Here is a 23,763-nt window from a genome sequence, read left to right on the forward strand (position 1 = left end):
CGCGCCGGACTCGTACCGTCGAAGTACCCACCTTGACGGCTACCACCAGCAGGATCACCCTGCGGCGCCGTCGACGCCGTCCTCCTCGGCGAGCACCCGCTGGGCCGTCGCGAACGCCGAGTTCGCCGCCGGAACACCGCAGTACACGGCCGTCTGCAGCAGTACGGCGCCGATCTCCTCCGGCGTCAGCCCGTTGCGGCGCGCCGCCCGGACGTGCATGGCCAGCTCGTCGTAGTGGCCGTGTGCCACCAGCGCCGTCAGCGTGATCATGCTGCGTTCACGGCGCGCGAGCGTCGGGTCGGTCCAGATCTCGCCCCAGGCGTAGCGCGAGATGAAGTCCTGGAAGCGCGCGGTGAAGGGGGTCTGCCGGGCCTGCGCGCGGTCCACGTGCGCGTCGCCCAGCACCTCGCGGCGCACCTCCATGCCCCGCTTGGCGCCCCCGTCGAAGTGGGCCCGCAGCGCCGTCAGGACCGCCCCCGGACACTGGGCGGGCGCCAGGTGCGAGGCTCCCGGGAGCTCGACGAGCGCGGCACCCGGCACAGCGTCCGCGATCTCCCGCAGATGGGCGGGCGGCGTCGCAGGGTCCTGGCGGCCCGCGATCAGCAGGGTGGGCGCGCAGATGCCGGGGAGCCGGTCGCGGAGGTCGAAGGCGGCGAGGGCGTCACAGCAGGCGGCGTACGCCTCCGGGTCCGCGTTCCGGTGGTCCTCGACCAACCGCGGCACGGTGAAACCGGGCGTGAACCAGCGGGAGTTCGCGTTCTCCGCGAGCGCGGCCAAGCCCTCCCGGCGTACCAGCTCGGCGCGCTCCTCCCACGGCTTGGAGCCGTTGAAGTGGGCCGACGAGCAGATGACGGCGAGGGCGGACACCCGCTCGGGGTGGTGGACGGCGAGGTGCAGGCCGACCGCGCCGCCGAGCGAGACGCCCGCGTACGCGAACCGGTCGATGCCGAGCGAGTCGGCGAGCGCGAGTACCAGCGCGGCGAGGTCGCCGACGGTCGCGCCGGGCCCGATCAGATCCGGCGCCGACCCCCCGTGGCCGGGCAGATCCCAGCGAACCACCCGGTGGGTGACGGACAGCTCGGGCGCGACCTGGTCCCACAGGGCGTACGACGTGCCGAGCGAGGGCCCGAGGAGCAAGGGGGGAGCGGTCTCGGGGCCCTCGGCGACGTGGTTGAGCAGTTCCCGGGTCACGTTCGCTCCAGAGCACGGTCGGTGAGGGCTCCCGCGGAGCCCGTGTAGCGGGTGGGGTCGGTGAGGTCCACGAGGTCGAGTTCCCTGAGCTCCGGCTCCTCGCCGAGCACGTCCACGAGGGGCCGGTTCTCGGCGACGGCACGCTCGGCTGCCCGCGTCAGGAGCTCCTTGGCGCGGGCCCGCCCGAGCACGGGAGCGAGCTCGACGGCCAGGCGCTCGGAGACGATCAACCCATGGGTGAGACCGAGGTGCGCACGCATGGCGTCCGCGTTCACCCGGAGTCCCTCGACCAGTTCCACCGCGTTTCGGGCGCCGCCGCCGACCAGCCGCAGCAGGTCGCGCAGCGGCTCCCACTCGGCGTGCCAGGCACCGGCCGGCCGTTCGTCCTCGGCGACCATCGACCCGTAGAGCGTGGCGGCGAGCCCCGGCGCGCGCCGCGCGGAGGCGGCGATCACGGTGGCCGCCACCGGGTTGGCCTTGTGCGGCATGGCGGACGAGCCGCCACCGCTCCCCTCCGAGACTTCGGCGATCTCCGTGCGGGAGAGGGTGAGCACGTCGGCCGCCATCTTGCCGAGGGCCCCGGCCGTGAAGGCCAGTCCGCCGGCCAGATCGGCGATCGGTGTCCGCAGGGTGTGCCAGGGCAACGTCGGTTCAGAAAGCCCGAGTTCACGGGCGTACGCCGCCACGAGGGCCCCCGGATCCTCGGCGCCGAACGCGATGAAGGCGGCCAGCGTCCCGGCGGCGCCGCCCAGTTGGACGGGAAGCCGGACACTCGCGAGCCGATCCCGGGCGTCCAGCACCAGCGACCGCCAGCCCGCCGCCTTCAGCCCGAAGGTCGTCGGTACGGCGTGCTGCGTGAGGGTCCGGCCCGGCATCACCGTCTCCCGGTGCGCGGCGGCGAGTCGGCCCAGCGCTCGCGCCGTCCGCTCCAGATCCGCCAGGACCAGGTCCAGCGTGCGACGGGCGACCAGCATCAGCGCCGTGTCCAGGATGTCCTGGCTGGTCGCGCCCCGGTGGACGTACGGCCCGTACTCCCTGCCGACCGCCGCCGTCAGATCCGCGACCAGCGGAATCACCGGATTGCCGCCGCCTCGGGAGCGCAGCGCGATCGACCGGACGTCGAGATCCGCCGCGGCCACGGCGGACGCCGCCGACGCCGCCGCGGCCGGGGCGAGCCCGAGTCCCGCCTGAGCACGGGTCAGCGCGGCCTCCGCGTCGAGGAGCGCCCCCAGCAGCGCACCGTCCGAGGTCGCGGAGGCCGCGGGGGAGCCCACCCACCCGGGGGCGAGCAGGCCGGCGTCCCCGTCGCACCCGGACGTGGAATCGACGGGGTCGGCAGTTGTCACCGGAACTCCAGGAAGACCGTTTCGCCTTCGCCCTGAAGGCGGATGTCGAAACGGTACGTCCGGTTCGCGCCCTCGGCCGCGATCAGCGTGGCGCGCCGATCGGCCGGGAGCGAGTCGAGCAGCGGGTCGGCGCCGTCGGCGAGGTACGCGCGGGTGAAGAGGTGGTGCACCAGGCCCCGCGCGAACACGCACACGCTGATGTACGGCAGCCCGGAGTTGCCCGGCGGCAGAGTACGCAGCGCGTACCGACCGTCGGCGTCCGTGGAGACCCGGCCGAAGCCCGTGAAGTCGACGCCGTTGCGGCCGAGGAAGCCGCCCGTCGACGGGTCGCGGCGCATCGAGCCGGGGGCACCCTTGAGGGAGCCGTCGGGCGCCGCCTGCCAGAAGTCCAGGAGGGCGTCGGGGATCACCTTGCCCGCGCCGTCGAGCACGTACCCGTGCAGAGTGATCGCGTCGGGGTGACCCTGCGGCGCGATCTGTCCACCGCCGGGAAAGGGCAGCGCGTGGCCGTAGAAGGGGCCGATGGTGTGGGACGGAGTGGGGAGCAATCGCTCGGTCAAGTTCAACGGCCTTCCTCGATCCAGGTGGCGGAGGGACCGTCGAGGACGATGTCCCACTCGTAGCCCATGGAGAACCCGGACTGGGAGAGATCGTGGTGGTAGGTGGCGATCAGACGGTCGCGGGCCGCCTCGTCCGTCACGGACCGCAGGATCGGGTCGTACGGGAACAGCGGGTCGCTCGGGAAGTACATCTGCGTCACCAGCCGCTGCGTGAACGCCGTACCGAAGACCGAGAAGTGGATGTGTGCGGGCCGCCACGCGTTGGTGTGGTTGCCCCACGGATACGGGCCCGGCTTGATCGTGATGAACTTGTACCGGCCCTGATCGTCCGTCAGGGTCCGCCCGACACCGGTGAAGCTGGGGTCGAGCGGTGCCGGGTGCTGCTCGCGCAGATGGGCGTAACGGCCGGCGGCGTTGGCCTGCCAGATCTCGATGAGCTGGCCGCGCACGGGACGGCCGTCGCGGTCGAGCAGCCGACCCGAGACGGTCATCCGCTCACCGATCGGCTCGCCCCGGTGCTGGAGGGTCAGGTCGTTGTCGATCTCGGTGATGTCGGTGACGCCGAACACCGGACCCGACAGCTCGACCGTCTCCGGGTCGCCGCCGTTGATGGCGACCAGCGGCCGCTTGGGGTGGCGCAGCAGGGAACTGCGGTACGGGGCGTAGTCGCGCGACGGGTGGTGCCGTACCGGCGCGCCACCGGCGACCGCCTTGTCGTACGCGTCCTGAAGATCCTTGATCTCGACGTCCATGTCCGACTGAGTGAGAGCCATGGCCGACTTCCTACCGTTCGAGGACGAGGGCGAGACCCTGGCCGACGCCGATGCAGAGGGTGGCGATACCGACTCCGCCGCCTTTGCGGGTGAGTTGGTGGGCGACGGTGCCGGCGAGGCGGGCTCCGGAGGCGCCGAGGGGGTGTCCGAGGGCGATCGCGCCGCCCTGGGGGTTGAGGATCGCCGGATCGAACTCGGGCCACTCGGCCACACAGCCGAGGACCTGGGCGGCGAAGGCTTCGTTCAGTTCCAGGACGGACAGGTCGTCGAAGGTCTTGCCCGCTTTGGTGAGGGCGCGGGTGACGGCTTCGACGGGGGCGAGTCCGAAGTACTGGGGTTCGATGGCCGAGACACCGGTCGCGGAGATCCGGGCGAGGGGTTCACGGCCGGTGGCCTTCAGGCCCTCCTCGTCGACCAGGAGCAGGGCGGCGGCGCCGTCGTTCAGGGGCGAGGCGTTGCCCGCGGTGACGGTGCCGTGCTCGGTGCGGAAGGACGGCTTGAGGCGGGCCATGGCCGCCAGGGACGCGTCGGCGCGTACGGATTCATCCGCGCCGAACAGGACCGGGTCGCCCTTGCGCTGCGGGATCGTCACAGGGGCGATCTCGGGCTCGAAGAGGCCGTCCGTCTGGGCCTGGGCGGCCTTGCGGTGGGAGGCGAGGGCGAACTCGTCCTGCTGCTCACGGCTGATCTTGTGCTTGTCCGCGATGAGTTCGGCGGACTCACCCAGCGGGATGGTCCACTGCGGGTCCATGCGCGGGTTGACCATGCGCCAGCCCAGGGTGGTGGAGTACAGCTCGGCATGTCCGGCCGGGAAGGGACGGTCGTTCTTGGGCAGGACGTAGGGGGCGCGGGTCATCGACTCGACACCGCCCGCCAGCGCGATGTGGGCGTCGCCGACCGCGATGGCCCGGGCGGCCTGGACGACGGCCTCCAGTCCCGAGGCGCACAGCCGGTTGACCGTCACACCGGGAACAGAGGTGGGCAGGCCGGCCAGCAGACCCGCCATACGGGCGACGTTGCGGTTCTCCTCACCGGCACCGTTGGCGTTGCCGAGGTACACATCCTCGATCCGGGCGGGGTCCAGGTCCGGGGTGCGGGCGAGGAGTGCACGGATGGCGTGCGCGGCAAGATCGTCCGGGCGGACCGGGGCCAACGCCCCGCCGTACCTGCCGATCGGCGTCCGTACGGCATCGACGATGTAGACGTCCTTGAGACTCATGACTGGATCTCCTCGGGGATACGGACCTTTGCGGCCGTCTTCGCCACGATCTCCTCGACGGTGACGCCGGGTGCGGTCTCCACCAGCACCAGCCCGTCATCGGTGACGTCCAGGACACCGAGGTCGGTGATGATCCGGTCGACGCAGGCCTTCCCGGTCAGCGGCAGCGCGCACTCCTGAAGGATCTTCGCCGAGCCGTCCTTCGCGGTGTGGGTCATGACGACGATGACCGTGCGGGCGCCGTGGACCAGGTCCATCGCCCCGCCGATCCCCGTGATCATCTTCCCGGGGATCGCCCAGTTCGCCAGATCACCGTCCGCCGAGACCTGCATCGCGCCGAGCACGGCGACGTCGATGTGCCCGCCGCGGATCATCGAGAACGACAGGGCCGAGTCGAAGTACGAGGCACCCGGCAGGACCGTGACCGTCTCCTTGCCCGCGTTGATGAGATCCGGGTCGACCTGGTCCTCGGTGGGATACGGGCCGGTGCCGAGGATGCCGTTCTCCGACTCCAGGATCACCTCGACATCGGCGGGGAGGTGGTTGGGGATCAGCGTCGGCAGGCCGATGCCGAGGTTCACGTACTGACCGTCGCGCAGCTCGCGTGCCGCACGCGCCGCCATTTCTTCACGGGTCCAGGCCATTACTCGCTCACCGTTCCATCCGCCGCGGGCGCCGATACCGTCCGCTTCTCGATCATCTTGGCGTTCGCCTGCTCCGCAGTGAGCGCGACGACCCGCTGCACGAAGATGCCCGGCAGATGCACCGCGTCCGGATCGATCTCCCCAGGCTCCACCAGCTCCTCCACCTCCGCGACCGTCACCCGCCCGGCCATCGCCGCGAGCGGGTTGAAGTTCCGCGAGGACTTGCTGAAGACGAGATTGCCGTGCCGGTCGCCCCTCGCGGCCCGCACCAGGGCGAAGTCGGTACGGATTCCGCGCTCCAGCACATACTCCATACCGTCGAACGCGCGCACCTCCTTCGGCGGCGAGGCCAGCGCCACCCCGCCCGATCCGTCATACCGCCACGGCAGCCCCCCGTCCGCGACCTGCGTCCCCACCCCGGCCGGGGTGTAGAACGCGGGAATCCCCGCACCGCCCGCCCGCAACCGTTCGGCAAGGGTGCCTTGCGGAATCATCTCCACCTCCAGCTCACCCGCCAGATACTGCCGGGCGAACTCCTTGTTCGCCCCGATGTACGAACCCGTCACCCGCGCGATCCGCCCCGCCGCGAGCAGCACCGCCAGCCCCGAGTCCATCGCCCCGCAGTTGTTGGACACCACACCCAGCCCGGACACACCCCGCTCGTACAACGCCTGGATCAGTACATTCGGCACACCACTCAACCCGAACCCGCCCACCGCGAGCGACGCACCCTCCGGCACATCCGCCACCGCCTCCAGGGCCGTGGCAACCACCTTGTCCATCCGTGAAGCCCCATCTCCGTCGAGCGTCCCGCGTCCCCATCAATCAGGGTCCATCAACCAGGGTCCATCACTCAGGACCCATTAATCAGGGCACTGAGTATTTCTATAAGGTTTCACTCACGCTGCCATTCGGGCGTCCGGTCGTCAAGACCCCGGGTCAACTCGCAGGTGAGAGCTGGATGGCGGCGGGAGACAGGAGAGAAGTGCGGGCGGTATTGTTCAGTGCACCTACGAAAACATCCCCGCATGCGACCCCTGGAGGGCACATGGCCGCGGTGGACCTCTCCACCCACCCCGGGCACCTGGCCCGGCGGCTGCAGCAGGCCCACTACCTGCTGTGGAACACGATGGTCTCCGAGGAGATCACCTCGCCGCAGTTCGCGGTCATGAACGCGCTGGTCGCGGAGCCGGGCCTGGACCAGCGCACGGTGGGGGAGCGGGTGGGCCTGGACCGGTCCACCATCGCCGAGCTCATCAGCCGGCTCAGCCGTCGCGGCCTGCTCGACAAGGTGCGCGACCCGCAGGACGGCCGCCGTTTTCTGCTGCGTCTGACCGACGACGGGATGCGTACGCACCGCAAGCTGACCGTGCGTACGGCGCGGATGAACCAGGTCTTCCTGGCCCCGCTCTCCGCCGAGGAGCAGACGGTGTTCTTCGATCTCATCCAGCGTGTCTCGGACGCCGCGGAGGGACTCCGGAACCCGGCCGAACCCCTTATCACCCAACGCCAGTAGGACTCCGGCAGGTCGGCAACACGCGTGCCTCCGCTCCGGTGAGGCCCCAGGGACTGTGGGCGACGCCGTTCGGGGGAACGGGGGGTGTTGCGGAGAGCGGCTCGGAGGTGCGGCTCGTACGTTCGGCCGGCGTGACCCGAGTATCGCGTGATCGCGCAACAGGCCCCACCCGTCGCACCGCGCTTGCCGGGCTCGTCGGTGGGGCCGGGGCCGTGCCGGCCGCCGGCTGCCCTCCGTCGGGCGATCCCACGCCCGGGGTGATGACCCTCTTCAAGGAATCGAGCGTCGGCTGGGGCACCGCTCCTGGCAGGCCCCCGAAGTGCGACCGGCGATCTCCGCGTTCACGCCTCCGCGAAGACCACCCACACCTGCCCCTTCGCGAAGTTCATCGGCGCACCGTCGGTCGTCGTGAACTCCGTGCCGCCCGTGGCGGTCGGGCGCGCCCAGTTCACATCGAAGACCCGGCCGTCACGCAGTACCTTCGCCGTCCCCGAACCCACCGTCTCCGTGTACGGCGTGTTGTTGCCGAGGACGTCGTGGTACTTGGACTTGTGGACCTTCACGTACTGCACGACGACGGTCGCGGGAGCCACTCTTTTTCCGTCCGTCGTCACCGTCGGCGACCCGTCCATCGACACCAGCCAGCGCTGCTTGCTCGCGGACCAGGCGAAGGTGAAGCGGGCCGCGGGGAAGCGCACCGTGCGGGAGGTCTCCGTGCTGCCGCCCGCGGGGGCCGTGCCGAAGTGGAACCCCGTGGTGAGCGCGGCGGCGCCCGGCGCGGAGTGCAGCAGCCGCTGGGGGCGCAGGTAGAGGTTGTGCGGGGCGGGTTTGTCCGCGCCGCGGTAGTACGCGCCGGAGTTCTGCTCGGGCGGGGCCGCGTGCAGCGGTGCCTTGTCGATGAGCGGCAGCAACTTGTGCTGGGCGCCCGAGAAGGCCAGCGTCGGCTTGTCGAACTGGCGCAGCAGCTCCAGGTCCGACTCGCGCGCACTGCGCACCGGCCCGACGGCCTTCGGCAACTTGCTCGCGTAGATCGCCATCAGCCGACTCAGGCCGCCCTCGACCTGCTCCGCGTACACGACGTCCGCCGCGTCGAGACCCGTCTGCGGGCGAGCCGCACCCACATTGTCGATCTTCACGGCGAGTACGGAACCGACACTGCCTGTAGGGGTGGGGCTTTGACTCGGCCCCTGCCCCGGTTCCTGCCCCTGGCTCCGGCTGGGCGCTGGGGCACGTCCGTCGTCGGTCGCGCCGCCGCCCGAGGAGCAGCCCGTCATCACTGAGCCCGCCGCCGCGACGGTCAGCAGCGCCGCCGTCATCGCGCCACGCCGCATCCGTGCCATCTGTCGCATGCTCACCGCGCCACCCTGTCCCGTGCCATCGATTGTGTTTTCATACCTTCATCGGTGGCCATACCCGCTCACTTCTGTTCGCGGCGCCGAGTTGGGCTGATCAGCCCACTTGTTGGACTGATCGGGCCGCTGGTCGGTTGTACGGGGCGGCGCAGTCAGTTCTGCGGCCCGAAGACGTCTTCTCTGATGCTTGAGCGTGTTCAAGCATCAGGAGAGGTGTTCGTTGAGCAAGTGGCGTGTGGTGTGGGTGCCTGATCCGGGGTGGTGGGGGGACGCTGCCGACGGAGGGTGTCTTGGGGAGACCGCAGCCGCCGCCCTCGTTGACGACGACGGGGCACTCTGTCACCTCTGCTACAATCTCCATCGCCGGCCACGGCGGCTCTGCGGTCGATGCGGACAGCTCAAGCGCGTCGCCCGCAACGCGCGTGAAGGGCCGCCCGACCTCTGCGATGGCTGCTACCAGGGCCCCGAGGCGACCTGCTCGATCTGCAGCCGGCTCCGCCCCTGCACCAGCCGCGATCAACAGGGTCAGCCGATCTGCGCCACCTGCTACCAGCGTCACCGCGCCGGCGAGCCGTGCGCCCGCTGCGGTCGGACCAAGCCGGTCAACACCCGACGGCCGATCGGGCCGGTCTGCATGACCTGCTACACCGCCGTGCTCCGGTCACCGGCCGAGTGCCCTCGCTGCGGCATGGTCCAGCCGCTGATCGCATGGGACGACCAGGGCGCCGAGGTCTGCGGGCCCTGCGTCGGCTTCGCCGTCGACCACACCTGCCGCCGGTGCGGTCGGGCCGGCAACCCCCGCAGTCGTGGCCGATGCGCTCACTGCGTCCTTGCCGAGCGGGTCAACGCCCTGATGGCCGGGCCCGACGGCACGGTCACCCCGCAGCTGAAACCGCTCGCGGCCGCGCTGGCGGACGCTCCCTCACCGTTCCCCGCCATCCAGTGGATCAAGGCCGCCCACCTCGTCCTGGGCCGCCACCCCGTCCTGCTACCTCCACGGCTCGCCGAGCTCCTTCGGCACCTCGCCGAACAACCCCAGCTGCGGCCGCAGCTCTCGCGAGTCCACCCAGGCCCTCGGTGGCTCTTCCCGGGCATGGTCCCGGGCAAGCCGATCTCGACGCACGGCATGACTCAGAAAATCAACCGGCACGGCATCCCGGTTCGCACCGCGCGCAACGCGGCGCCGGCCGCCCTCGCCGCTGATCTCCCCAGCCCGGTCCTCGCCGACGTGACCGGGATGCACCGCCACACCGCACTCCGCTGGGTCGCCTACGCCAGACGCGACTGGGCCGAGTACCTCGCCGCACGAGCCGAAGATGAAGCTGCCCGAAAAGGGAAGGGCCGAAAGAGCGGCGACTGAAAGGCCGTGATCAGTGGCCACTCTGAAGAAGCTCACTGGCCTGCCGACTTCACAGTCAAGTCACCGTTCGTTGTCGACAGTTCCAAGCGGTACTTGCCTGACGGGTCGTTCTCGAATGCCACCTTCTTGTCGCCGTGGGAGTCGTTGGCCGAGATCTGGTACGTGGCGGGCGGCGCCGTGACCGTGAGGCTGCCGCTGGTCGTGCGGGCCTTGATGTTCTGCGGGGTGGCCGCCTGGATCGTCACCCCGCCGTTCGACGTCTGCGTGTCGATGTCGCCGCCCTTGACGTTTTTGACGGTGACGTCACCGTTGGACGTGCGCAGCTTCACCGGGCCCGTCGCGCTGTTCACCGCGATCTCGCCGTTGCTCGTGTGCACGTCGACTGTGCCGACATCGGTCAGTGTGAGGCTACCGTTGGACGTGCCTCCCACCACCGGAAGACCGGCCGGCACTTTGACAACGTAGTCGACGCCGCAGTTCTTGCCGCAGCCGGAGAGCACCAGGACGCCGTTCTCGACGCTGAACGACGTGCCACTCGGCTTGTCACCACGGTAGTTGACCTTGCGGTGCACGGAGATCGTGGAGATGTCCGCTGAAGCGTCCACCTTCACCCCGCCGTTCCCGCTGTCGAGACGGATCGAGGTGACTTTCCGGGGCACCTTGGCATCGTCCTCGAAGGACTTCTGGCCGAGAGCCGAGCACGCGGAGAGCCCGCCGACTGTGAGAGCAGCCAAAGCCAGTGCCGCAAGGACGCGCGTCTGTGGGTGTCGCATGAAGTTCCCCCGTGTGGAGCGAGTTGAATCGGTGATCAGTCAATGCGACCCTACCCAGCCACAGTCCCGCCCACGATGGGGAAAACCCCCCAACGCCAGGACTGGGCTGACCTTCGACGGCGACCACAGCCGCCGGCATGCCGGCTTCGGCAGCAGGCTCTCGGGTCGGATGATGTTACGGATCGGCAAGTGCTCGACTTCCGGGTGGCGCCGCGCTTCTTGTTCAGTTACACACGTGCGAAGTCGAGGAACTCGCGGCACTTACTTCTGGGCTCTACCGGAGCGGGCTGCTGCGACCGGCTGCCCCACCGAACCTGCCTCCTGCCCCACCCCGGCCGAGCCCGGACACGGACCGAAGGTGATCTGCCCTCGGCCCCGGCAGGACAGAGGAAAGAGGGGAATAGCGCTCGGTCGGAATAACCCCCTCGCGCCAGTAGTACAGGGACTGCGGTCTGGCTGCTGCCCGGACCCCGAGCCCAACCCCGACGGCACCCGGGGCGGCACCTGATCCGCAGCCACCACTACAAGAACGTCACCAACACCGACGGCCACCACGTCTCCGCCGGCGAGGAACGCAAGGTCCCCTGGGCCGCCATCACTCCCGTCGTCCACGCTGTCCGCGTTCTCGAACGCATGGTCCCTCCGGGAGAGCTCCTCCTCGGCGCAGCCCACCACGACTTCGTCCTCCAGCGGGGCCACCACGGAGCCTTGAAGAGACACGCTCTGAACCAACGGATCGACGCCTTCGTCGTCTGGGCCAACTGTGAAGCCCTCGCCCAAGGGCTGCCGGACGAGACCATCCCCGAGGACCCGCACGGAGTGATCGGGATGTCCCGGTTCCGGCGGTCCCTGGCCTGGCCTGCCGCCCGCCGTCCCGGTGGGCTGATCGCCCTCGCCATCCAGTACGGGCACATGCGCACCGTCCTGGACGCCCGCACCTCCAGCGGCTACGCGAGCCGCAGCCGCCGCGGCCTCCACAGCGTTCTCGACATCGAGACCGCCCTCGCTGCCGCCGACACCGCCGCCCGCCTCCGCGACCGGCTCGCCGCCGGGGAGAAGATCTCCGGCCCTGCCACCCGCCGGGCCCTCACCGCCGCCGCCCATACACCCCGCTTCGAAGGCCGCATCGTTCCCGGGACGTTCGCGAAGAAACCCGCGGCCTTCCTAGCCCGGGACGGCATCGTGCTCTACGACAACCCCGACGTGTTCCTGATCTGCGCGTTCAAGCACGACAACGCGCTATGCGAACCTGACCCGGGCGCCACCGCCCCCAGGTAGTACGCCTGTCAGTCCGGCTGCGGCAACACGGTCCGCACCGACACCCACGCCCGCCAGCTCCGTGAACGCGCCGACGAGATCGACCAGTTGGCCTCCTGGGCCCCCGGCCGGATCGCCAACCGACTACGAGCCAACGCCAACCAGCTCCGGGCTGCCGCAGACGCCCACGACACCATCGCCCAGACCGCCGAGGCCCGCACATGAACCAGCAGCACCAATGCGAACGCACCCGCATCCGCGAAGCCATGGACCGGCTCCTGACCGGACAGGCCACCGCCTCCAACGGCAGCCTCACCGTCGTCGCCCTCGCCGCCGAAGCCGATGTCCACCGCATGGCCATCGTCAAGCGGCACGCCGACCTGAAAAACGAGTTCTACGAACGCGTCCGCAACGAAACCCAGCAGATCCCGGAAACCGAGAAGCGACTCCGAGAAACCGTCACCAAACTCAAACCTCCCGCCCCGAAGGAAGCGGCCCGAATTCGCAAGTACGCCGCTTCCTTCTTGGCGGGAGGCCGGCCTTGGGACTGGTGAGCTCGCGTATTCAACTGTCGCCAGTTCTCCTTGGGGCCCGCCCTGCTGTTGACCGTGCGTGGTTGCTTTCTTCCTGCCGCGCCTACGGGTGACGTTCAGGTTGAGATCCTGATGTACGCCTGAAAACCGTTCGCCTGCGGCAGTTGGGTCTTGGCAGTCTGGGATCATGCTGACGGACGAGCAGGTCACCCAATTCATCGAGGACGGTTTCGTCAAGGTCGAGCAGGCGTTCCCCGAGGAGGCGGCCGCTGAGTGCCGGACGATCCTCTGGGGGCAGACCGGCTGCGCCCCCGACGACCCGGCCACCTGGACCAAACCGGTGATCAGGATCAACGGGCATACCGAAGAGCCGTTCCGGGCCGTGGCCAACAGCCCGCGGCTGACGGCGGCGTTCGACCAACTGGTTGGGCCGGGCCGCTGGGCGCCGCGCAACGGCCTTGGAACGTTTCCGATCCGGTTCCCCAGCGCCACGCCACCCGGCGACGATGGATGGCACCTCGACGCGAGCTTCCAAGGCGACGCCGACCCGGGCGACTACTTCAGCTACCGCGTCAACGTGGCATCCAAAGGACGGGCCCTGCTCATGCTCTTCCTCTTCTCCGAGGCTGACGAGAACGACGCACCCACTCGTATCCGGGTTGGCTCGCACTTCGACGTGGCACCCCTGCTGGCGCCCTACGGTGAGGACGGCCTCACGATGATGGAGATCTCAACGCGGGCCGTACCGGCAACCGAGCACCGCCCGATCGCCTTCGCCACCGGCCAGCCCGGCGATGTCTACCTGTGCCACCCGTTCCTGGTGCACGCCGCCCAACCGCACCACGGCACCCGACCGCGGTTCCTTGCCCAGCCGCCACTGGACCCGGTCGAGCCGTACGACGTCGACCACGGGACATCACCGGTCGAGCAGGCGATCCGCCGCGGCCTGGGCCGGTAGTCACGGCTGCTGGGCCGGCCGTGGTATTGGTGGGGTTCGTGTTCAACGGTCGGGTGTTGATGGGGTTGCTGAGCGTCTCTGAACTCTTAAGGATCCTGGGTTGTCGCGTGGCCCCGAGGGGTGGAAGCGGTAACGAGCGCGGACGAGTCCGGGCCGGTCCTTGGGTAGAGCCCGTGTGTGGCGTCACTGGCGGTGACGCGGTGCCGGCGTCTGGACTGTGCCCGGCCCGGCCCGGGCGCTGGTGGTCGAGTCGGTCGCCTGCCCGGCGATCCGCAAGGTACGGGCCGAGTGCCTCACGGCGTGGGCCCAGCTGATGGAGGCGCTGGTGGCCGAGCGCCGCCCCGACCGGCCGGTACCGCCGCGATCGGGGCGGTTGTGCATCTGCCGGCCACCGCCATCGAGGAGGGCCGGGACCTGTCCTCGATGAGCGGCATCCTGGCCGACACCGCCTACCGGCTGCTGCCGGCCTGACGGCCCGGTCTCACTTCAGGTGCCGGCCGAAGAATCGGTTCCCGTCCTCCATCTCGAACCACGGGGTACCGGTGTGCCCGCCCAGATTGGCGTGCAGCGTCTTCTCCTTGGTGCCGAAGGCGTCGAACAGGTCCAGGGCCCGCTGCCGGGGGTTCCCTTCGTCGTCCCACTGCAGCAGGAACAGCAGCGGAATGGTGACCTGCCGGGCCTCCTCGCGCTGGGCGCGGGGCACGTAACCCCCGGCGAAGAAACCGGCGGCCGCGATGCGGGGTTCGACCACCGCCAGCCGAATGCCGACGGCGGTCCACCCCGAGTACCCGACCGGGCCGCCGATCTCGGGCAGCGCAAGGAGGGTGTCCAGGGTGGTCCGCCATTCCGGGACCGCCTTTTCGACCAGCGGGCCGATGAAGGACTCGAAGATCTCATCGACCGGCTCGCCGGCCTGCATCGCCCGGCGGAGGTCGGCGCGAGCCTGCTCATCGACGGCGGAACGGGGCCGGTCACCGCACCCGGGGGCGTCGATGGTGGCCACCGCGTAGCCGTACGCCGCGGATTGCCGGGCCCGGGCCACCAGCCGGGCTTCCCCCTTGGGCAGGCCGTTGTTGTGGGCCATCAGGATCAGCGGGGCCGGTGCGGCGGATTCAGGCGTCCACAGGGTGCCGGGGATCTCGCCGAGGGTGAATTCGCGTTCGAGGACGCCGTTGTCGAGGCGCTGTTCGGAAGTGAATCGCATGGTCGTGCCTTTCGGGAGTGCGCTTGAACGGCGCTCCCGGACGACCTATCGCCCGACCGTGACCCCGGAGGGGAGCACCCATGTCGATACTGCGTTCACGGGTACCACCTCCTCGTTCTCTCGCACGGCCTCCGGAAAAGTAGCAGTGGTCGCCGTGGTCCGCCAACGGGTTTTTGCGGAGGCTCCGTGGCCGGATGCCACGGAGCCACTCGCCTAAAGGCCAAGGGCGTGTAGTCAAGGGCTTCGGGCCTGTGTGGTCACGGTGTGGTGTAGGCCGGGACGTAGGAAGCGGAGCCCTGTCAGGGACGGTTTGGCCCGGGCCTGGTACAGCTGCCGATGCCGCCGCCATGAGCCTCCGTGGTGGGCCGGGCGCGCCCCCGGCTCCCGTTTACCACGGACCTCCGCCACCATGATCCGGGAAGCCGGCCATGCCGCCGGGCCGGGACCGGTGCAGGCCGAACGGTTCAGCGAGGACGACCACGGCACCCACGCCAATCCCGCCCGGCCCCGGGCGGTGCCGCTGGACTGGCACGAGGCCACCGGCCGGATGGAGGCCGCCCGGGTGCTGGCCCACACCTGCGGATGTCGGCCAGTCCTGCTCGAGCTGTGCTCCCGCGGCGGCGGCCACCTCATCCGCCGTACCACCCGCACACCCGGCACCCGGTTCCGCGTCGAAGAGACCTCCATCATGCGCGCCGCCCGCCGCGCGCAGCCGGTCCCGCGACATCTCGGTCGGACACGTCTTCGTGGCCAGCATGGCTCGACGCTGTCCAGCACCCGAGATAACCGCTCCAGTGCTCTCATGCCGGGGCAGCCCGCTCTTGTCCCTGGCCCCGGAGCAGCCTGCGGAGCTGAACACACTCACTTGACAGAGAAGATCTCCGCGAGGTCGTACCCGACGGGCTCGTCCAACTGGCCGTAGGTGCAGCTCTCGGCGGTCCGGTCCGGGCGCCAGCGGCGGAAGCGGGCCGTGTGCCGGAACCGGACGCCGTTCTCCATGTGGTCGTACGCCACCTCCGCGACCCGCTCGGGCCGCAGCGGCACCCAGGAGAAGTCCTTCTTCGTCGACCACCGGCTGGGCGCGCCCGGCAGCCGCGCGGACTCGTGCGCCGACTCGTCCGACCAGGCCGCCCAGGGATGCTGCCCGACGTCCTCCATGCGCAACGGTTCCAACTCCTCCACCAGTTGCGCCCGCTGCTTCATGGGGAAGGCGGCGCTCACCCCCACGTGCTGGAGGGTGCCCCCGTCGTCGTACAGGCCGAGCAGCAGGGAACCGACGACGGGCCCGCTCTTGTGCAAGCGGTAGCCGGCGACGACGACATCCGCCGTCCGCTCATGCTTGATCTTGAACATGGCCCGCTCGTCCTGCCGGTAGCGCAGCGTCAGCGGCTTGGCGATCACTCCGTCGAGGCCCGCGCCCTCGTACTGCTCGAACCACCGCTGCGCCACCTCGCGGTCCGTGGTCGCCGGTGCCAGATGAACCGGAGCGGTCACCCCGGACAGGGCCATCGTCAGCAGGGCGCGCCGGTCGCCGAGGGGTACGTCGAGCAGCGACTCGTCGGCCAGCGCCAGCAGATCGAAGGCCACGAAGGAGGCGGGGGTCTTCTCCGCCAGCATCCGTACCCGCGAGTCGGCGGGGTGGATGCGCTCGGTGAGCGCGTCGAAGTCGAGCCGGCCCTCCCTGGCGATCACGATCTCACCGTCCATCACACAGCGCTCCGGCAGCCGCCCCCGCAACGCCTCCACCAGCTCGGGGAAATACCTGGTCAGCGTCTTCCCTGTGCGACTGCCGATCTCGACCTCGGCGCCGTCGCGGAACACGATCGCGCGGAACCCGTCCCACTTCGCCTCGTACTGCATGTCCGGCGGGATCTTCGCCACGGACTTGGCGAGCATCGGCTTCACGGGCGGCATCACCGGCAGATCCATGCTTCGACTCTACGAGTCGTCCATGGTGTCCGCTCGCTACGCGTTTAGGCCGTCAGGGTCCACGGTTCCTGGGGATTTGCCGCTGTCTCACCGCAGGTCTGTGAGATGTGTGTGAGACAGCGGCTGCGGCAGTCACGCCTCGTTGGCCGCCGTCTCCTCTCCGGCCAGGACGATGCGACGCACCTGCTGGCGGGTGTAGCCGGTGGCCTCGCAGATGTCCTTCTGCGGGACGTCGTCGGCCGCCGCCTGCCTGATCGCCGCCGCGAGCTCTTGCCGGAGGATCTCGGTCCGCGCCTCGGCGTCTCGGAACCGCTGGGAAAGCTGCGTCAGTGATCGCTTATCCATGACACATAGTGTTCCATCGTCAATCATGGAACCTCATGTTACGTAGTGAGCGGCGAATTTCCAGCTGTCTAACCGCCTAACGATGGAACATAGTATTCCCTGGAGTGGAGTTGTCGGCAGAGTGATCGGCCGACAACGCAAGCGGCCCCCGCCGGAGTTAGAGCACCGAGCGAGGGCCTACGGAACAACCTGCTGACACAGGAGAACCGGTGCTCAGCCTTCCCGCGTCCCCTCGTGCCGCCCGCACGGTCCGTGGTCTGATCGGCGCCGTTGCCGACGCCGTCCGCTCCGTCATCGCGCCGGCCTCGCTCGTCGAGCCGCCGGCCGTCGAGACCGTCCCGGACCCGGTCGACGTCCTCGCCGCCGACGAACTCCCCGCACAGTGGTGAGCAGCGCTGCCCAGCCGCGCACCACGACGACCCCACCCCATGCGACGGGCCGCCGGCCGTCACCCTGGCGCTGATCAGCGCAAACGACGATCAAGTGAGGCAGTGAGGCCGCTTCCAGGGACCCCAAGTGCCCTTGGAAACGGCCTCTCTGGCGCCCACCACAGCCTCACTCACTTAATGAGCTGCTGAACAGCCGCCCGCGCCTCACGCGTTGAACCTCCGACAGGCTCAGCAGTACTGCCGTTCGGCCCGGGAAAACCCGGCGCTGAAGCCATCGCTGTAGCCGCGGTAGTAGTCGCCGTTGGAGTGGCCGTGTCCATACCCGCCGCGGTCCCTGTGGCAGTCGTGTCTGGCATCCTCATAGCCATCCCGGAAGCCGTCCTTGAAGCCCCGGCGGTACTCATTTTGATTTGAAACGGCTGTAGGCGCACTCGCGTGGGTCTCGCTCGGCGTGGCCGCCGAAGCCTGCTGCAGGCCAACCGGAGCGAGGGCGAGAATGAGGGTCGAGCTCAAGACAACGGATCGCTTCCAACGACTGGCGTTCACGGCCTTACCCCTCAGTCATATAGGCCAAATGTGGTCATTACTACTCTAATCACCCTGATGGACCTTGCAACTTGCCGCACGTCAGCGTCAGCAATACCGTCCAGCACCTCGGCGCCGCCAACAGGTCCGCGGAGGAGGCCACCGTGCTGAGGGACGACATCTTCACGGCAGGCTGGAACGTTCGCGCGGGCAAGCTGCCCGGCATGCACCCGATCCCCCCGCGCGCTCCCGGGCAGAACGTCAACGGGGTCACACCGAGCGGGTGACAGGGCACTTCGGGTCCCTGACTCGCCTACGCCGAGCGCAGCTGCGCCGCGCGAGCCCGCTCGTCAGCCGCGCTGCGCGGCCACCGCGCCCGTGTAGGTCTCCCTCGTCAGGTCTTCCGGCCCGATACCGAGTTCGGCGAGCACCGCGCGGACGTCGTCCAGCGCGGCCGTGACGTCGTCCTCGTCGACGAGCGTCTCGACCTCCAGGAACGTCCCATCGATCTCCGGGACGCGCACGAGCGTGGTGAGCAACTGCCGGCCGCGCGCCTCGAACTCGTAGTTCCGGCACCGCTTCTCGAACGCGATCACGGGCACGTACCCGAGGCCCTGCAGGATGGAGTGCGCTTCCTGGGAGTCCTCGACGCGGGTCTCGTGCTCAGGCTTCGACCCGGAGCGCTCGTCGACTGTCGCGTCCTTGTACGTGGCGCTCTCGTGACCCTCCCACCCCGCGTCGAAGGCGCTGACGAACATGGTGGAGTCCGTGCGGATGAGCCGCCAAGTCAACGCTTGCACGGCGACCTTGGTCAGGGACTACGCTCCGTCCTCGCCGTACTGTCCGGCGATGAGTTCGCTGATCGTCATCGGCCGCCGGGACTGCCGGCCTGGCGACCGCATCGAAGCGCCCCGCCGGCCCCACGCCGTGGTGGCGGCCGCCCGGAACTCTTCGGTCGTCATCTCGTGGAACGGCTTCTCCGGCACGGCCGGCGCCTCGGGCACGTCCGGCGTGCTCTCGGACACCGCTGCCGCACCCTGGCGCAGGTTCTGCAACGCCTCGGCGACGGCCTTGTCGATGACCTCCTGCAGGCGCACCGTGCGGGCCTCCGCCACACCCTTGGTCCTGGTGGCGCGAACGGCCTCCATACGGGCCACCTGGGTCCGCCGGTCCACGCCGCGGCCCATCTCCTGCCACGCGGCGGCGATCCGGCGCGCTTGGGCCCAAGGATCGGGCGGGGACGGGTGAGACTTGTCGGTCACGTCGCGGCGGCGCGGAGCCTTTCGCCCGGTGTGCGAGGTATGCGCGCTGCGCCTACCGTGGCTCGCATGGCCGATGCGGTGGAACTCGAGGCAGCCGGGAGGACCGTACGACTGTCCAGCCCGGACAAGATCTTCTTCCCGGAGCGCGGTTTCACCAAGCTGGACCTCGCCCACTACTACCTCGCCGTCGGCGATGGCATCCTCCGCGCCCTGCGCAACCGCCCCACCACCCTGGAGCGCTACCCGGAGGGCGTCACCGGCGAGAACTTCTTCCAGAAGCGGGCGCCCAAGAACATGCCCGACTGGATCCCGACGGCCCACATCACCTTTCCCAGCGGGCGCAGCGCCGACGAGATGTGCCCCACCGAGGTCGCGGCCGTGGTGTGGGCGGCGCAGTACGGCACCCTCACCTTCCACCCGTGGCCGGTACGCCGCGACGACGTCGACCGCCCCGACGAACTCCGCATCGATCTCGACCCGCAGCCCGGCACGGACTACGACGACGCGGTGCGCGCCGCCCATGAACTGCGCGAGGTCCTCCATGAGTACGGCGATCTGCGCGGCTGGCCCAAGACCTCCGGCGGCCGTGGGCTGCACGTCTTCGTGCCGATCGCACCGCGCTGGACCTTCACCCAGGTTCGCCGGGCCGCCATCGCCGCGGGGCGCGAACTCGAACGCCGGATGCCCGACCAGGTGACCACCGCGTGGTGGAAGGAGGAGCGCGGCGAAAAGATCTTCGTCGACTACAACCAGACGGCGCGGGACCGCACCATCGCCTCCGCCTATTCGGTACGTCCCCGCCCGCACGCCCCGGTCTCCGCGCCCTTGCGCTGGGACGAGGTGGGCGACGCCCGTCCCGGGGACTTCGACCTGGCGACCATGCCCCAGCGCTTCGCGGAACTCGGCGATGTGCATGCGGACATGGACGACCATGCCTTCTCCCTTGAGGCGCTCCTGGAGTTGGCGAGCCGCGACGAACACGATCACGGTCTCGGGGACCTGCCGTATCCCCCCGAGTACCCGAAGATGCCGGGCGAGCCGAAGCGCGTGCAGCCGAGCCGTGCCAAGCGCGAGGACGGCTAGCGGACCGGGGCGCTCCGAGGGCCCGTGTCGAGGGCGGTCGGCGGCTGGGCGTGGTGTCACCGTGTCACCCGTCGAGCGCCGCCACGAGCCGACGGCAGGCCCTCAGAATTTCGTGCCCGCGGGCCAGGGTTTTCGAGCCGGCGCGTAAGGGGGATCGATCCGGCGCGCAGGGTGTTTCGGGCACGGGCCGGTACGGATCAGGGAGCGCTCCCATCGTGTGCGGCCTGGGGCTATCCTTCTCGGCAACCGCCGAGGAGGAGCCCTGAGGTGACCGAGACAGTGTCGCGCCCCACGCTGGAGGCCGTGGCCGCGCGGGCCGGGGTCTCGCGGGCCACCGCCTCGCGCGTGGTCAACGGCGGTGACGGAGTGCGCGAACCGCTTGTCGAGCGGGTCAGACGGGCCGTCGAGGAGCTCGGTTACGTCCCCAACCAGGCCGCGCGCAGCCTGGTCACCCGGCGTCACGATGCCGTCGCCGTCGTCATCGCCGAACCGGAGACCAGGGTGTTCGCCGACCCCTTCTTCGCTCTCCAACTCCGAGGCATCAGCAAGGAGCTGACGGCGCACGACTCGCAGCTCGTCCTGCTGCTCACGGAGGGGCGCGACGACCACGCACGCGTCGGCCGCTATCTCGCCGGCGGGCACGTCGACGGCGCGCTCGTCTTCTCGCTGCACCTCGACGACCCGCTGCCGGAGCTGATCCACGGCGCGGGTGTGCCGACCGTGTTCGGCGGGCGACCCGGCTGGAGCGACGGCACGGGCCACGCAGTGTCCCCGGTGTACGTCGACAGCGACAACCGGGGCGGCGCCCGCGAGGCCGTACGCCATCTCGTCGGACTCGGCCGTACGCGGGTCGCGCACATCACCGGCGCCCTCGACCAGACCTCCGCGGTCGACCGGCTCGACGGGTACCGGGACGTCATGGTCGACGCCGATCCACGGCTCGTCGTCGAGGGCGACTTCACGCCCGCGGGCGGCGAGCGTGCGATGCGGGAGCTGCTGGAGCGCTGCCCGGACGTCGACGCGGTGTTCGCGGCGAACGACCTGACGGCCTCGGGAGCCCTGCGGGTGCTGCGCGAGCGGGGGCGACGGGTGCCGGAGGACGTCGCCGTGATCGGGTTCGACGACATGCTGCCGGTCGCCGAACAAACGGACCCGCCGCTCACGACGGTCCGTCAGGACATAGAGGAAATGGGCCGGTTGATGGCTCGTCTGTTGTTGCGGGACCTCGATCGCCGGACCGGCAAGCAGGGTTCGGGCGGCGGGCCCTCCAGTGTGGTGCTGCCGACGACGTTGGTACGGCGGGTTTCCGCGTAGGCCCGTTGCCCTCGCACCGCGTCCGCTCGCGTCTGTTCGAGTCCGCCGGCTTGCGTCAGTCCCGGTGCGGGCCCAAGTTGCCAAGGAACGCGCCGAGTTGAGGCGGGGTGAGTGACGGCTCGGGCAGCGGAGCGGCGGTGGGGGAGGCGCGCAGGCCGTCCAGGAGGAGGGCGAGCGGACGGCGCCAGGCGTCCGGGGCCGTGCTCGTGAGAGCCGGGACGGCGCGGCCGAGTACGGCCAGTGCCACGAGGAGGTCCTCGGTGGTGAGGTCGTCCCGGATCGTGCCCTGTTCACGGCCGCGGCGCAGCAGTACCGCTACCGTCTCCCGGTTGTGGGCGTGCACGGAGTCGAGAGAGTCGACTCCTTCCACGGGGCGAGTTCATGGATCGCCGGAGCTGCTGGAGTTGCCGGGGCGTAGGGGCGTAGGGGGCCCTCGGTATGGGGGCTGAGGACGCTTCCCCGGACGGGGGCGTCTCGGCGGCTCCGGTCATGAGGGGATCGGTGGGGCCCACGCATCGGGCCCCACCGATCCTGTCTCACCTCTGTGGCCTCACCTCTGTGGCTTCCGACCTGTGCTTTCGGATCTGTGGCCTCAGACCTGTGCTTTCGGACCTGTGCGCTCAGCTCTGCTGCGGCGCGCTCTTGATCACCGCGAAGCGTGCCCCGTACGGGTCGGCGAGTTTCGCCATGCGGCCGACGCCCTCCAGGTCCGTGGCGGGCATGCGGACCGTGCCGCCCAGCTCCTGGGCCTTGCTGACGGCCGCGTCCGTGTCGGTGACCTCGAAGTACGGCAGCCAGTACGCGCCCGACTGGGCCTCTACCGGGTCGTCGGCCAGCGGGACGACGCCGCCGAACATGTCCTTCTCCTCGGTCCCGGCGGGGTTGATACAGGTGTATGTGCCGCCAGGGAACGGTGCGGCCGAGGTCTCCCAGCCGAACACGGAGTTGTAGAACGCGGCGGCCGCGGGGACGTCCGCCGTGTAGAGCTCGACCCAGCACAGCGAACCCGGGTCACCGGCCACGTCGATGCCCTTGGTCTGGCCCGGCTGCCAGATGCCGAAGGGCACGTCGGCCTCGTCTCCGAGAATCGCCATGTGGCCCTGGCCCATGACATCCAGGGGATGGAAGATCACACTGCCGCCGGCCTGCTCGGCCGCCTTGGCCGTGGCCTGCGCGTCGGGGCTCTGGAAGTACACCGTCCAGGAGGGCGGGCCCTGCTCCTCGGTGGTCTGCATACCGCCCGCAGCGGTCTTTCCGGCGAGCTGGAAGAAACCGTAGCCGCCGGCGTCGGGCCCTGCCGACTGGAACTGCCAGCCGAAGAGTCCGCCGTAGAAGGACGAGGCGCCTTCGATGTCGGGGGTGCCGACATCGAGCCAGTTCGGGGCGCCGGTGACAAAGCGGGTGGTGAGCATGATGTGCCCTCCTTTTGAGGGGTCCAGTTGCCTGCACTGCCGAGTCTGGCACCGGCCACTGACAACCGCTGCCGGGACTCCACCCATGGGCAGGAGTGACCATTGCGATTACCCTGGGTGATCGGTTATGTTTGTTTTGTTTTCATACTTTGCGGCGAGCCGCCGGACGCTTCGGAACGCGGCGTTGATCCCACGTTGATCGAACGTTTTTCGCCGTACGGCACGATCTTCGCCATGCACACCGACACCATCACCCCGGCCGACTCCGCCTGGCAGGAGCAGGCGTTGTGCGCGCAGACCGGGGCCGATTTCTTCTTTCCCGAGCCGGGCAGCTCGGTGCGCGAGGCAAAGCGCATCTGCGGCATGTGCGAGATGCGCTCCGCCTGCCTCGAGTACGCGCTGAACAACGACGAGCGCTTCGGCGTCTGGGGCGGCCTGTCCGAGAAGGAGCGGCTCAGCCTCCGGCGCGCGGACCAGAACTGACCCCTACGACGCCGAGCCCCGCGCACGACGCAGTGAACCGCCGCGTCCCGGTCCGCGCCCTGCCGAGAAATCAGTACGGCGACCAGGTGGGCGACGGTTAGGATCCCCGTGGCGCACCCGGGCGTAGAGCAGAGGCAGACTCGCCGCCCTCTCAAGGCGGTCACGCCGGTTCGAATCCGGTCGCCTGGGCTGCGTCCGTTCCGGTGGGCCGGGGGAGCAGGGTCCGAACCGGGGAGCAGGGTCCTGTAGAGCAGAGGCAGACTCGCCGCCTTGGCAAGGCGGTCACGCCGGTTCGAATCCGGCCGGGGCCACGGCAGTGCACACGCGGGGCGGGG

General features: G+C 69.9%; 24 protein-coding genes, 2 tRNA genes and 3 pseudogenes. 12 read left to right on the forward strand and 17 right to left on the reverse strand.

Annotation, left to right across the window (positions count from 1 at the left end; genetic code table 11):
• Window positions 1-54: 54 nt before the first annotated feature.
• The 7 genes from pcaD to OG747_RS39775 are packed head-to-tail and all read right to left on the reverse strand — an operon-like array spanning window position 55 to window position 6,515.
• Entirely contained in the window at window positions 55-1,191 is a 1,137-nt protein-coding gene (pcaD, locus tag OG747_RS39745; protein ID WP_405884191.1) for a 3-oxoadipate enol-lactonase, read from the reverse strand.
• Window positions 1,188-2,537, reverse strand: coding sequence for a 3-carboxy-cis,cis-muconate cycloisomerase (pcaB, locus tag OG747_RS39750; protein WP_405884192.1), 1,350 nt, complete (start codon window positions 2,535-2,537; stop codon window positions 1,188-1,190). The genes pcaD and pcaB overlap by 4 nt, the downstream gene beginning before the upstream one ends.
• Complete coding sequence (pcaG, locus tag OG747_RS39755; protein WP_405885949.1) at window positions 2,534-3,121, reverse strand: protocatechuate 3,4-dioxygenase subunit alpha; 588 nt, start codon at window positions 3,119-3,121, stop codon at window positions 2,534-2,536. Before pcaG ends, pcaB begins: the two co-directional genes overlap by 4 nt.
• Complete coding sequence (pcaH, locus tag OG747_RS39760) at window positions 3,100-3,870, reverse strand: protocatechuate 3,4-dioxygenase subunit beta (RefSeq protein WP_405884193.1); 771 nt, start codon at window positions 3,868-3,870, stop codon at window positions 3,100-3,102. The genes pcaG and pcaH overlap by 22 nt, the downstream gene beginning before the upstream one ends.
• 10 nt (window positions 3,871-3,880) lie before the next feature.
• On the reverse strand, window positions 3,881-5,089 hold the full coding sequence (locus OG747_RS39765) for a thiolase family protein (RefSeq protein ID WP_405884194.1): 1,209 nt from the start codon (window positions 5,087-5,089) through the stop codon (window positions 3,881-3,883).
• Entirely contained in the window at window positions 5,086-5,733 is a 648-nt protein-coding gene (locus OG747_RS39770; protein WP_405884196.1) for a CoA transferase subunit B, read from the reverse strand. The genes OG747_RS39765 and OG747_RS39770 overlap by 4 nt, the downstream gene beginning before the upstream one ends.
• A complete protein-coding gene (locus OG747_RS39775; protein ID WP_405884197.1) occupies window positions 5,733-6,515 on the reverse strand; it encodes a CoA transferase subunit A in 783 nt (260 codons plus the stop codon). Before OG747_RS39775 ends, OG747_RS39770 begins: the two co-directional genes overlap by 1 nt.
• Window positions 6,516-6,781: 266 nt before the next feature.
• Between OG747_RS39775 and OG747_RS39780 the strand changes: the two genes are divergently transcribed.
• Complete coding sequence (locus OG747_RS39780; RefSeq protein WP_405884198.1) at window positions 6,782-7,249, forward strand: MarR family winged helix-turn-helix transcriptional regulator; 468 nt, start codon at window positions 6,782-6,784, stop codon at window positions 7,247-7,249.
• A 341-nt stretch (window positions 7,250-7,590) separates the two neighbouring features.
• Here the strand turns inward: OG747_RS39780 and OG747_RS39785 are convergent, their stop codons facing one another.
• Window positions 7,591-8,598 carry a DUF3048 domain-containing protein gene (locus OG747_RS39785; protein WP_405885950.1) on the reverse strand — a complete coding sequence of 336 codons (1,008 nt, stop codon included), beginning with the start codon at window positions 8,596-8,598 and terminating at the stop codon, window positions 7,591-7,593.
• A 691-nt stretch (window positions 8,599-9,289) separates the two neighbouring features.
• Between OG747_RS39785 and OG747_RS39790 the strand changes: the two genes are divergently transcribed.
• Window positions 9,290-9,961, forward strand: coding sequence for a hypothetical protein (locus OG747_RS39790; RefSeq protein WP_405884199.1), 672 nt, complete (start codon window positions 9,290-9,292; stop codon window positions 9,959-9,961).
• Window positions 9,962-9,993: 32 nt separating this feature from the next.
• On the opposite strand, the gene OG747_RS39795 is transcribed toward OG747_RS39790, so the two are convergent.
• Window positions 9,994-10,695, reverse strand: coding sequence for a DUF4097 family beta strand repeat-containing protein (locus tag OG747_RS39795; RefSeq protein ID WP_405884200.1), 702 nt, complete (start codon window positions 10,693-10,695; stop codon window positions 9,994-9,996).
• 475 nt (window positions 10,696-11,170) lie between these two features.
• On the opposite strand from OG747_RS39795, the pseudogene OG747_RS39800 reads away from it, so the two are divergent.
• From OG747_RS39800 to OG747_RS39810, 3 genes and pseudogenes are all read left to right on the forward strand, one after another.
• Window positions 11,171-12,216, forward strand: a pseudogene (locus tag OG747_RS39800) (integrase); the annotation flags it as partial.
• Window positions 12,213-12,494 (forward strand): annotated as a pseudogene (locus OG747_RS39805) (hypothetical protein); the annotation flags it as partial. The pseudogenes OG747_RS39800 and OG747_RS39805, both read left to right, overlap by 4 nt.
• A 217-nt stretch (window positions 12,495-12,711) precedes the next feature.
• Entirely contained in the window at window positions 12,712-13,482 is a 771-nt protein-coding gene (locus OG747_RS39810; RefSeq protein ID WP_405884202.1) for a phytanoyl-CoA dioxygenase family protein, read from the forward strand.
• A 481-nt stretch (window positions 13,483-13,963) separates the two neighbouring features.
• On the opposite strand, the gene OG747_RS39815 is transcribed toward OG747_RS39810, so the two are convergent.
• The 3 genes from OG747_RS39815 to OG747_RS39825 form a co-directional block, all read right to left on the reverse strand.
• A complete protein-coding gene (locus OG747_RS39815; RefSeq protein WP_405884203.1) occupies window positions 13,964-14,686 on the reverse strand; it encodes a dienelactone hydrolase family protein in 723 nt (240 codons plus the stop codon).
• Between the two features lie 861 nt (window positions 14,687-15,547).
• Complete coding sequence (locus OG747_RS39820; protein WP_405884204.1) at window positions 15,548-16,615, reverse strand: ATP-dependent DNA ligase; 1,068 nt, start codon at window positions 16,613-16,615, stop codon at window positions 15,548-15,550.
• A gap of 132 nt (window positions 16,616-16,747) precedes the next feature.
• Window positions 16,748-16,960, reverse strand: a complete 213-nt coding sequence (locus tag OG747_RS39825) for a hypothetical protein (protein ID WP_405884205.1) — start codon at window positions 16,958-16,960, stop codon at window positions 16,748-16,750.
• 209 nt (window positions 16,961-17,169) lie between these two features.
• On the opposite strand from OG747_RS39825, the gene OG747_RS39830 reads away from it, so the two are divergent.
• Complete coding sequence (locus OG747_RS39830; RefSeq protein ID WP_405884207.1) at window positions 17,170-17,349, forward strand: hypothetical protein; 180 nt, start codon at window positions 17,170-17,172, stop codon at window positions 17,347-17,349.
• Window positions 17,350-17,577: 228 nt separating this feature from the next.
• On the opposite strand, the gene OG747_RS39835 is transcribed toward OG747_RS39830, so the two are convergent.
• Complete coding sequence (locus tag OG747_RS39835) at window positions 17,578-17,895, reverse strand: hypothetical protein (RefSeq protein ID WP_405884208.1); 318 nt, start codon at window positions 17,893-17,895, stop codon at window positions 17,578-17,580.
• A 71-nt stretch (window positions 17,896-17,966) separates the two neighbouring features.
• Here OG747_RS39835 and OG747_RS39840 point away from each other — a divergent pair, with 71 nt between their 5' ends.
• Entirely contained in the window at window positions 17,967-18,161 is a 195-nt protein-coding gene (locus OG747_RS39840; protein WP_405884209.1) for a hypothetical protein, read from the forward strand.
• A 63-nt stretch (window positions 18,162-18,224) separates the two neighbouring features.
• Here the strand turns inward: OG747_RS39840 and OG747_RS39845 are convergent, their stop codons facing one another.
• Together OG747_RS39845 and OG747_RS39850 are read right to left on the reverse strand one after the other, a co-directional pair.
• Window positions 18,225-18,632, reverse strand: a complete 408-nt coding sequence (locus OG747_RS39845; RefSeq protein ID WP_405885952.1) for a class IV adenylate cyclase — start codon at window positions 18,630-18,632, stop codon at window positions 18,225-18,227.
• Between the two features lie 60 nt (window positions 18,633-18,692).
• Window positions 18,693-19,136 (reverse strand): hypothetical protein, encoded by a 444-nt coding sequence (locus OG747_RS39850; RefSeq protein WP_405884210.1) that lies wholly within the window; start codon window positions 19,134-19,136, stop codon window positions 18,693-18,695.
• A 66-nt stretch (window positions 19,137-19,202) separates the two neighbouring features.
• Here OG747_RS39850 and ligD point away from each other — a divergent pair, with 66 nt between their 5' ends.
• Together ligD and OG747_RS39860 are read left to right on the forward strand one after the other, a co-directional pair.
• Window positions 19,203-20,219 carry a non-homologous end-joining DNA ligase gene (ligD, locus tag OG747_RS39855; RefSeq protein ID WP_405884211.1) on the forward strand — a complete coding sequence of 339 codons (1,017 nt, stop codon included), beginning with the start codon at window positions 19,203-19,205 and terminating at the stop codon, window positions 20,217-20,219.
• Between the two features lie 267 nt (window positions 20,220-20,486).
• Window positions 20,487-21,533: a LacI family DNA-binding transcriptional regulator gene (locus OG747_RS39860; protein WP_405884212.1), complete on the forward strand. Its 1,047-nt coding sequence runs from the start codon at window positions 20,487-20,489 to the stop codon at window positions 21,531-21,533.
• 55 nt (window positions 21,534-21,588) lie between these two features.
• On the opposite strand, the pseudogene OG747_RS39865 reads toward OG747_RS39860, so the two are convergent.
• Both OG747_RS39865 and OG747_RS39870 read right to left on the reverse strand, forming a co-directional pair.
• A pseudogene (locus OG747_RS39865) lies at window positions 21,589-21,912 on the reverse strand (TetR/AcrR family transcriptional regulator); the annotation flags it as partial.
• A gap of 241 nt (window positions 21,913-22,153) precedes the next feature.
• Complete coding sequence (locus tag OG747_RS39870) at window positions 22,154-22,945, reverse strand: VOC family protein (RefSeq protein ID WP_405884213.1); 792 nt, start codon at window positions 22,943-22,945, stop codon at window positions 22,154-22,156.
• 234 nt (window positions 22,946-23,179) lie between these two features.
• Between OG747_RS39870 and OG747_RS39875 the strand changes: the two genes are divergently transcribed.
• The 3 genes from OG747_RS39875 (at window position 23,180) to OG747_RS39885 (ending at window position 23,739) form a co-directional block, all read left to right on the forward strand.
• Window positions 23,180-23,428: a WhiB family transcriptional regulator gene (locus OG747_RS39875; RefSeq protein WP_405885953.1), complete on the forward strand. Its 249-nt coding sequence runs from the start codon at window positions 23,180-23,182 to the stop codon at window positions 23,426-23,428.
• Window positions 23,429-23,545: 117 nt separating this feature from the next.
• Window positions 23,546-23,617: transfer RNA gene (locus OG747_RS39880), tRNA-Glu, on the forward strand.
• A 50-nt stretch (window positions 23,618-23,667) separates the two neighbouring features.
• Window positions 23,668-23,739, forward strand: a tRNA-Ala gene (locus OG747_RS39885).
• Window positions 23,740-23,763 lie beyond the last annotated feature (24 nt).

The organism is Streptomyces sp. NBC_01384, assembly GCF_045040035.1.
GTDB lineage: Bacteria > Actinomycetota > Actinomycetes > Streptomycetales > Streptomycetaceae > Streptomyces.

Excerpts from the sequence above, each read along its gene's own strand:
- ligD (WP_405884211.1), top strand. The coding sequence starts at position 19,203 with ATGGCCGATGCGGTGGAACTCGAGGCAGCCGGGAGGACCGTACGACTG.
- OG747_RS39810 (WP_405884202.1), top strand. The coding sequence starts at position 12,712 with ATGCTGACGGACGAGCAGGTCACCCAATTCATCGAGGACGGTTTCGTC.
- OG747_RS39815 (WP_405884203.1), bottom strand. The coding sequence starts at position 14,686 with ATGCGATTCACTTCCGAACAGCGCCTCGACAACGGCGTCCTCGAACGC.
- OG747_RS39875 (WP_405885953.1), top strand. The coding sequence starts at position 23,180 with ATGCACACCGACACCATCACCCCGGCCGACTCCGCCTGGCAGGAGCAG.
- OG747_RS39765 (WP_405884194.1), bottom strand. The coding sequence starts at position 5,089 with ATGAGTCTCAAGGACGTCTACATCGTCGATGCCGTACGGACGCCGATC.
- OG747_RS39785 (WP_405885950.1), bottom strand. The coding sequence starts at position 8,598 with ATGCGACAGATGGCACGGATGCGGCGTGGCGCGATGACGGCGGCGCTG.
- OG747_RS39845 (WP_405885952.1), bottom strand. The coding sequence starts at position 18,632 with ATGTTCGTCAGCGCCTTCGACGCGGGGTGGGAGGGTCACGAGAGCGCC.
- OG747_RS39775 (WP_405884197.1), bottom strand. The coding sequence starts at position 6,515 with ATGGACAAGGTGGTTGCCACGGCCCTGGAGGCGGTGGCGGATGTGCCG.
- OG747_RS39780 (WP_405884198.1), top strand. The coding sequence starts at position 6,782 with ATGGCCGCGGTGGACCTCTCCACCCACCCCGGGCACCTGGCCCGGCGG.
- OG747_RS39870 (WP_405884213.1), bottom strand. The coding sequence starts at position 22,945 with ATGCTCACCACCCGCTTTGTCACCGGCGCCCCGAACTGGCTCGATGTC.
- OG747_RS39790 (WP_405884199.1), top strand. The coding sequence starts at position 9,290 with ATGGTCCAGCCGCTGATCGCATGGGACGACCAGGGCGCCGAGGTCTGC.
- pcaH (WP_405884193.1), bottom strand. The coding sequence starts at position 3,870 with ATGGCTCTCACTCAGTCGGACATGGACGTCGAGATCAAGGATCTTCAG.
- OG747_RS39825 (WP_405884205.1), bottom strand. The coding sequence starts at position 16,960 with ATGGATAAGCGATCACTGACGCAGCTTTCCCAGCGGTTCCGAGACGCC.
- OG747_RS39770 (WP_405884196.1), bottom strand. The coding sequence starts at position 5,733 with ATGGCCTGGACCCGTGAAGAAATGGCGGCGCGTGCGGCACGCGAGCTG.
- OG747_RS39820 (WP_405884204.1), bottom strand. The coding sequence starts at position 16,615 with ATGGATCTGCCGGTGATGCCGCCCGTGAAGCCGATGCTCGCCAAGTCC.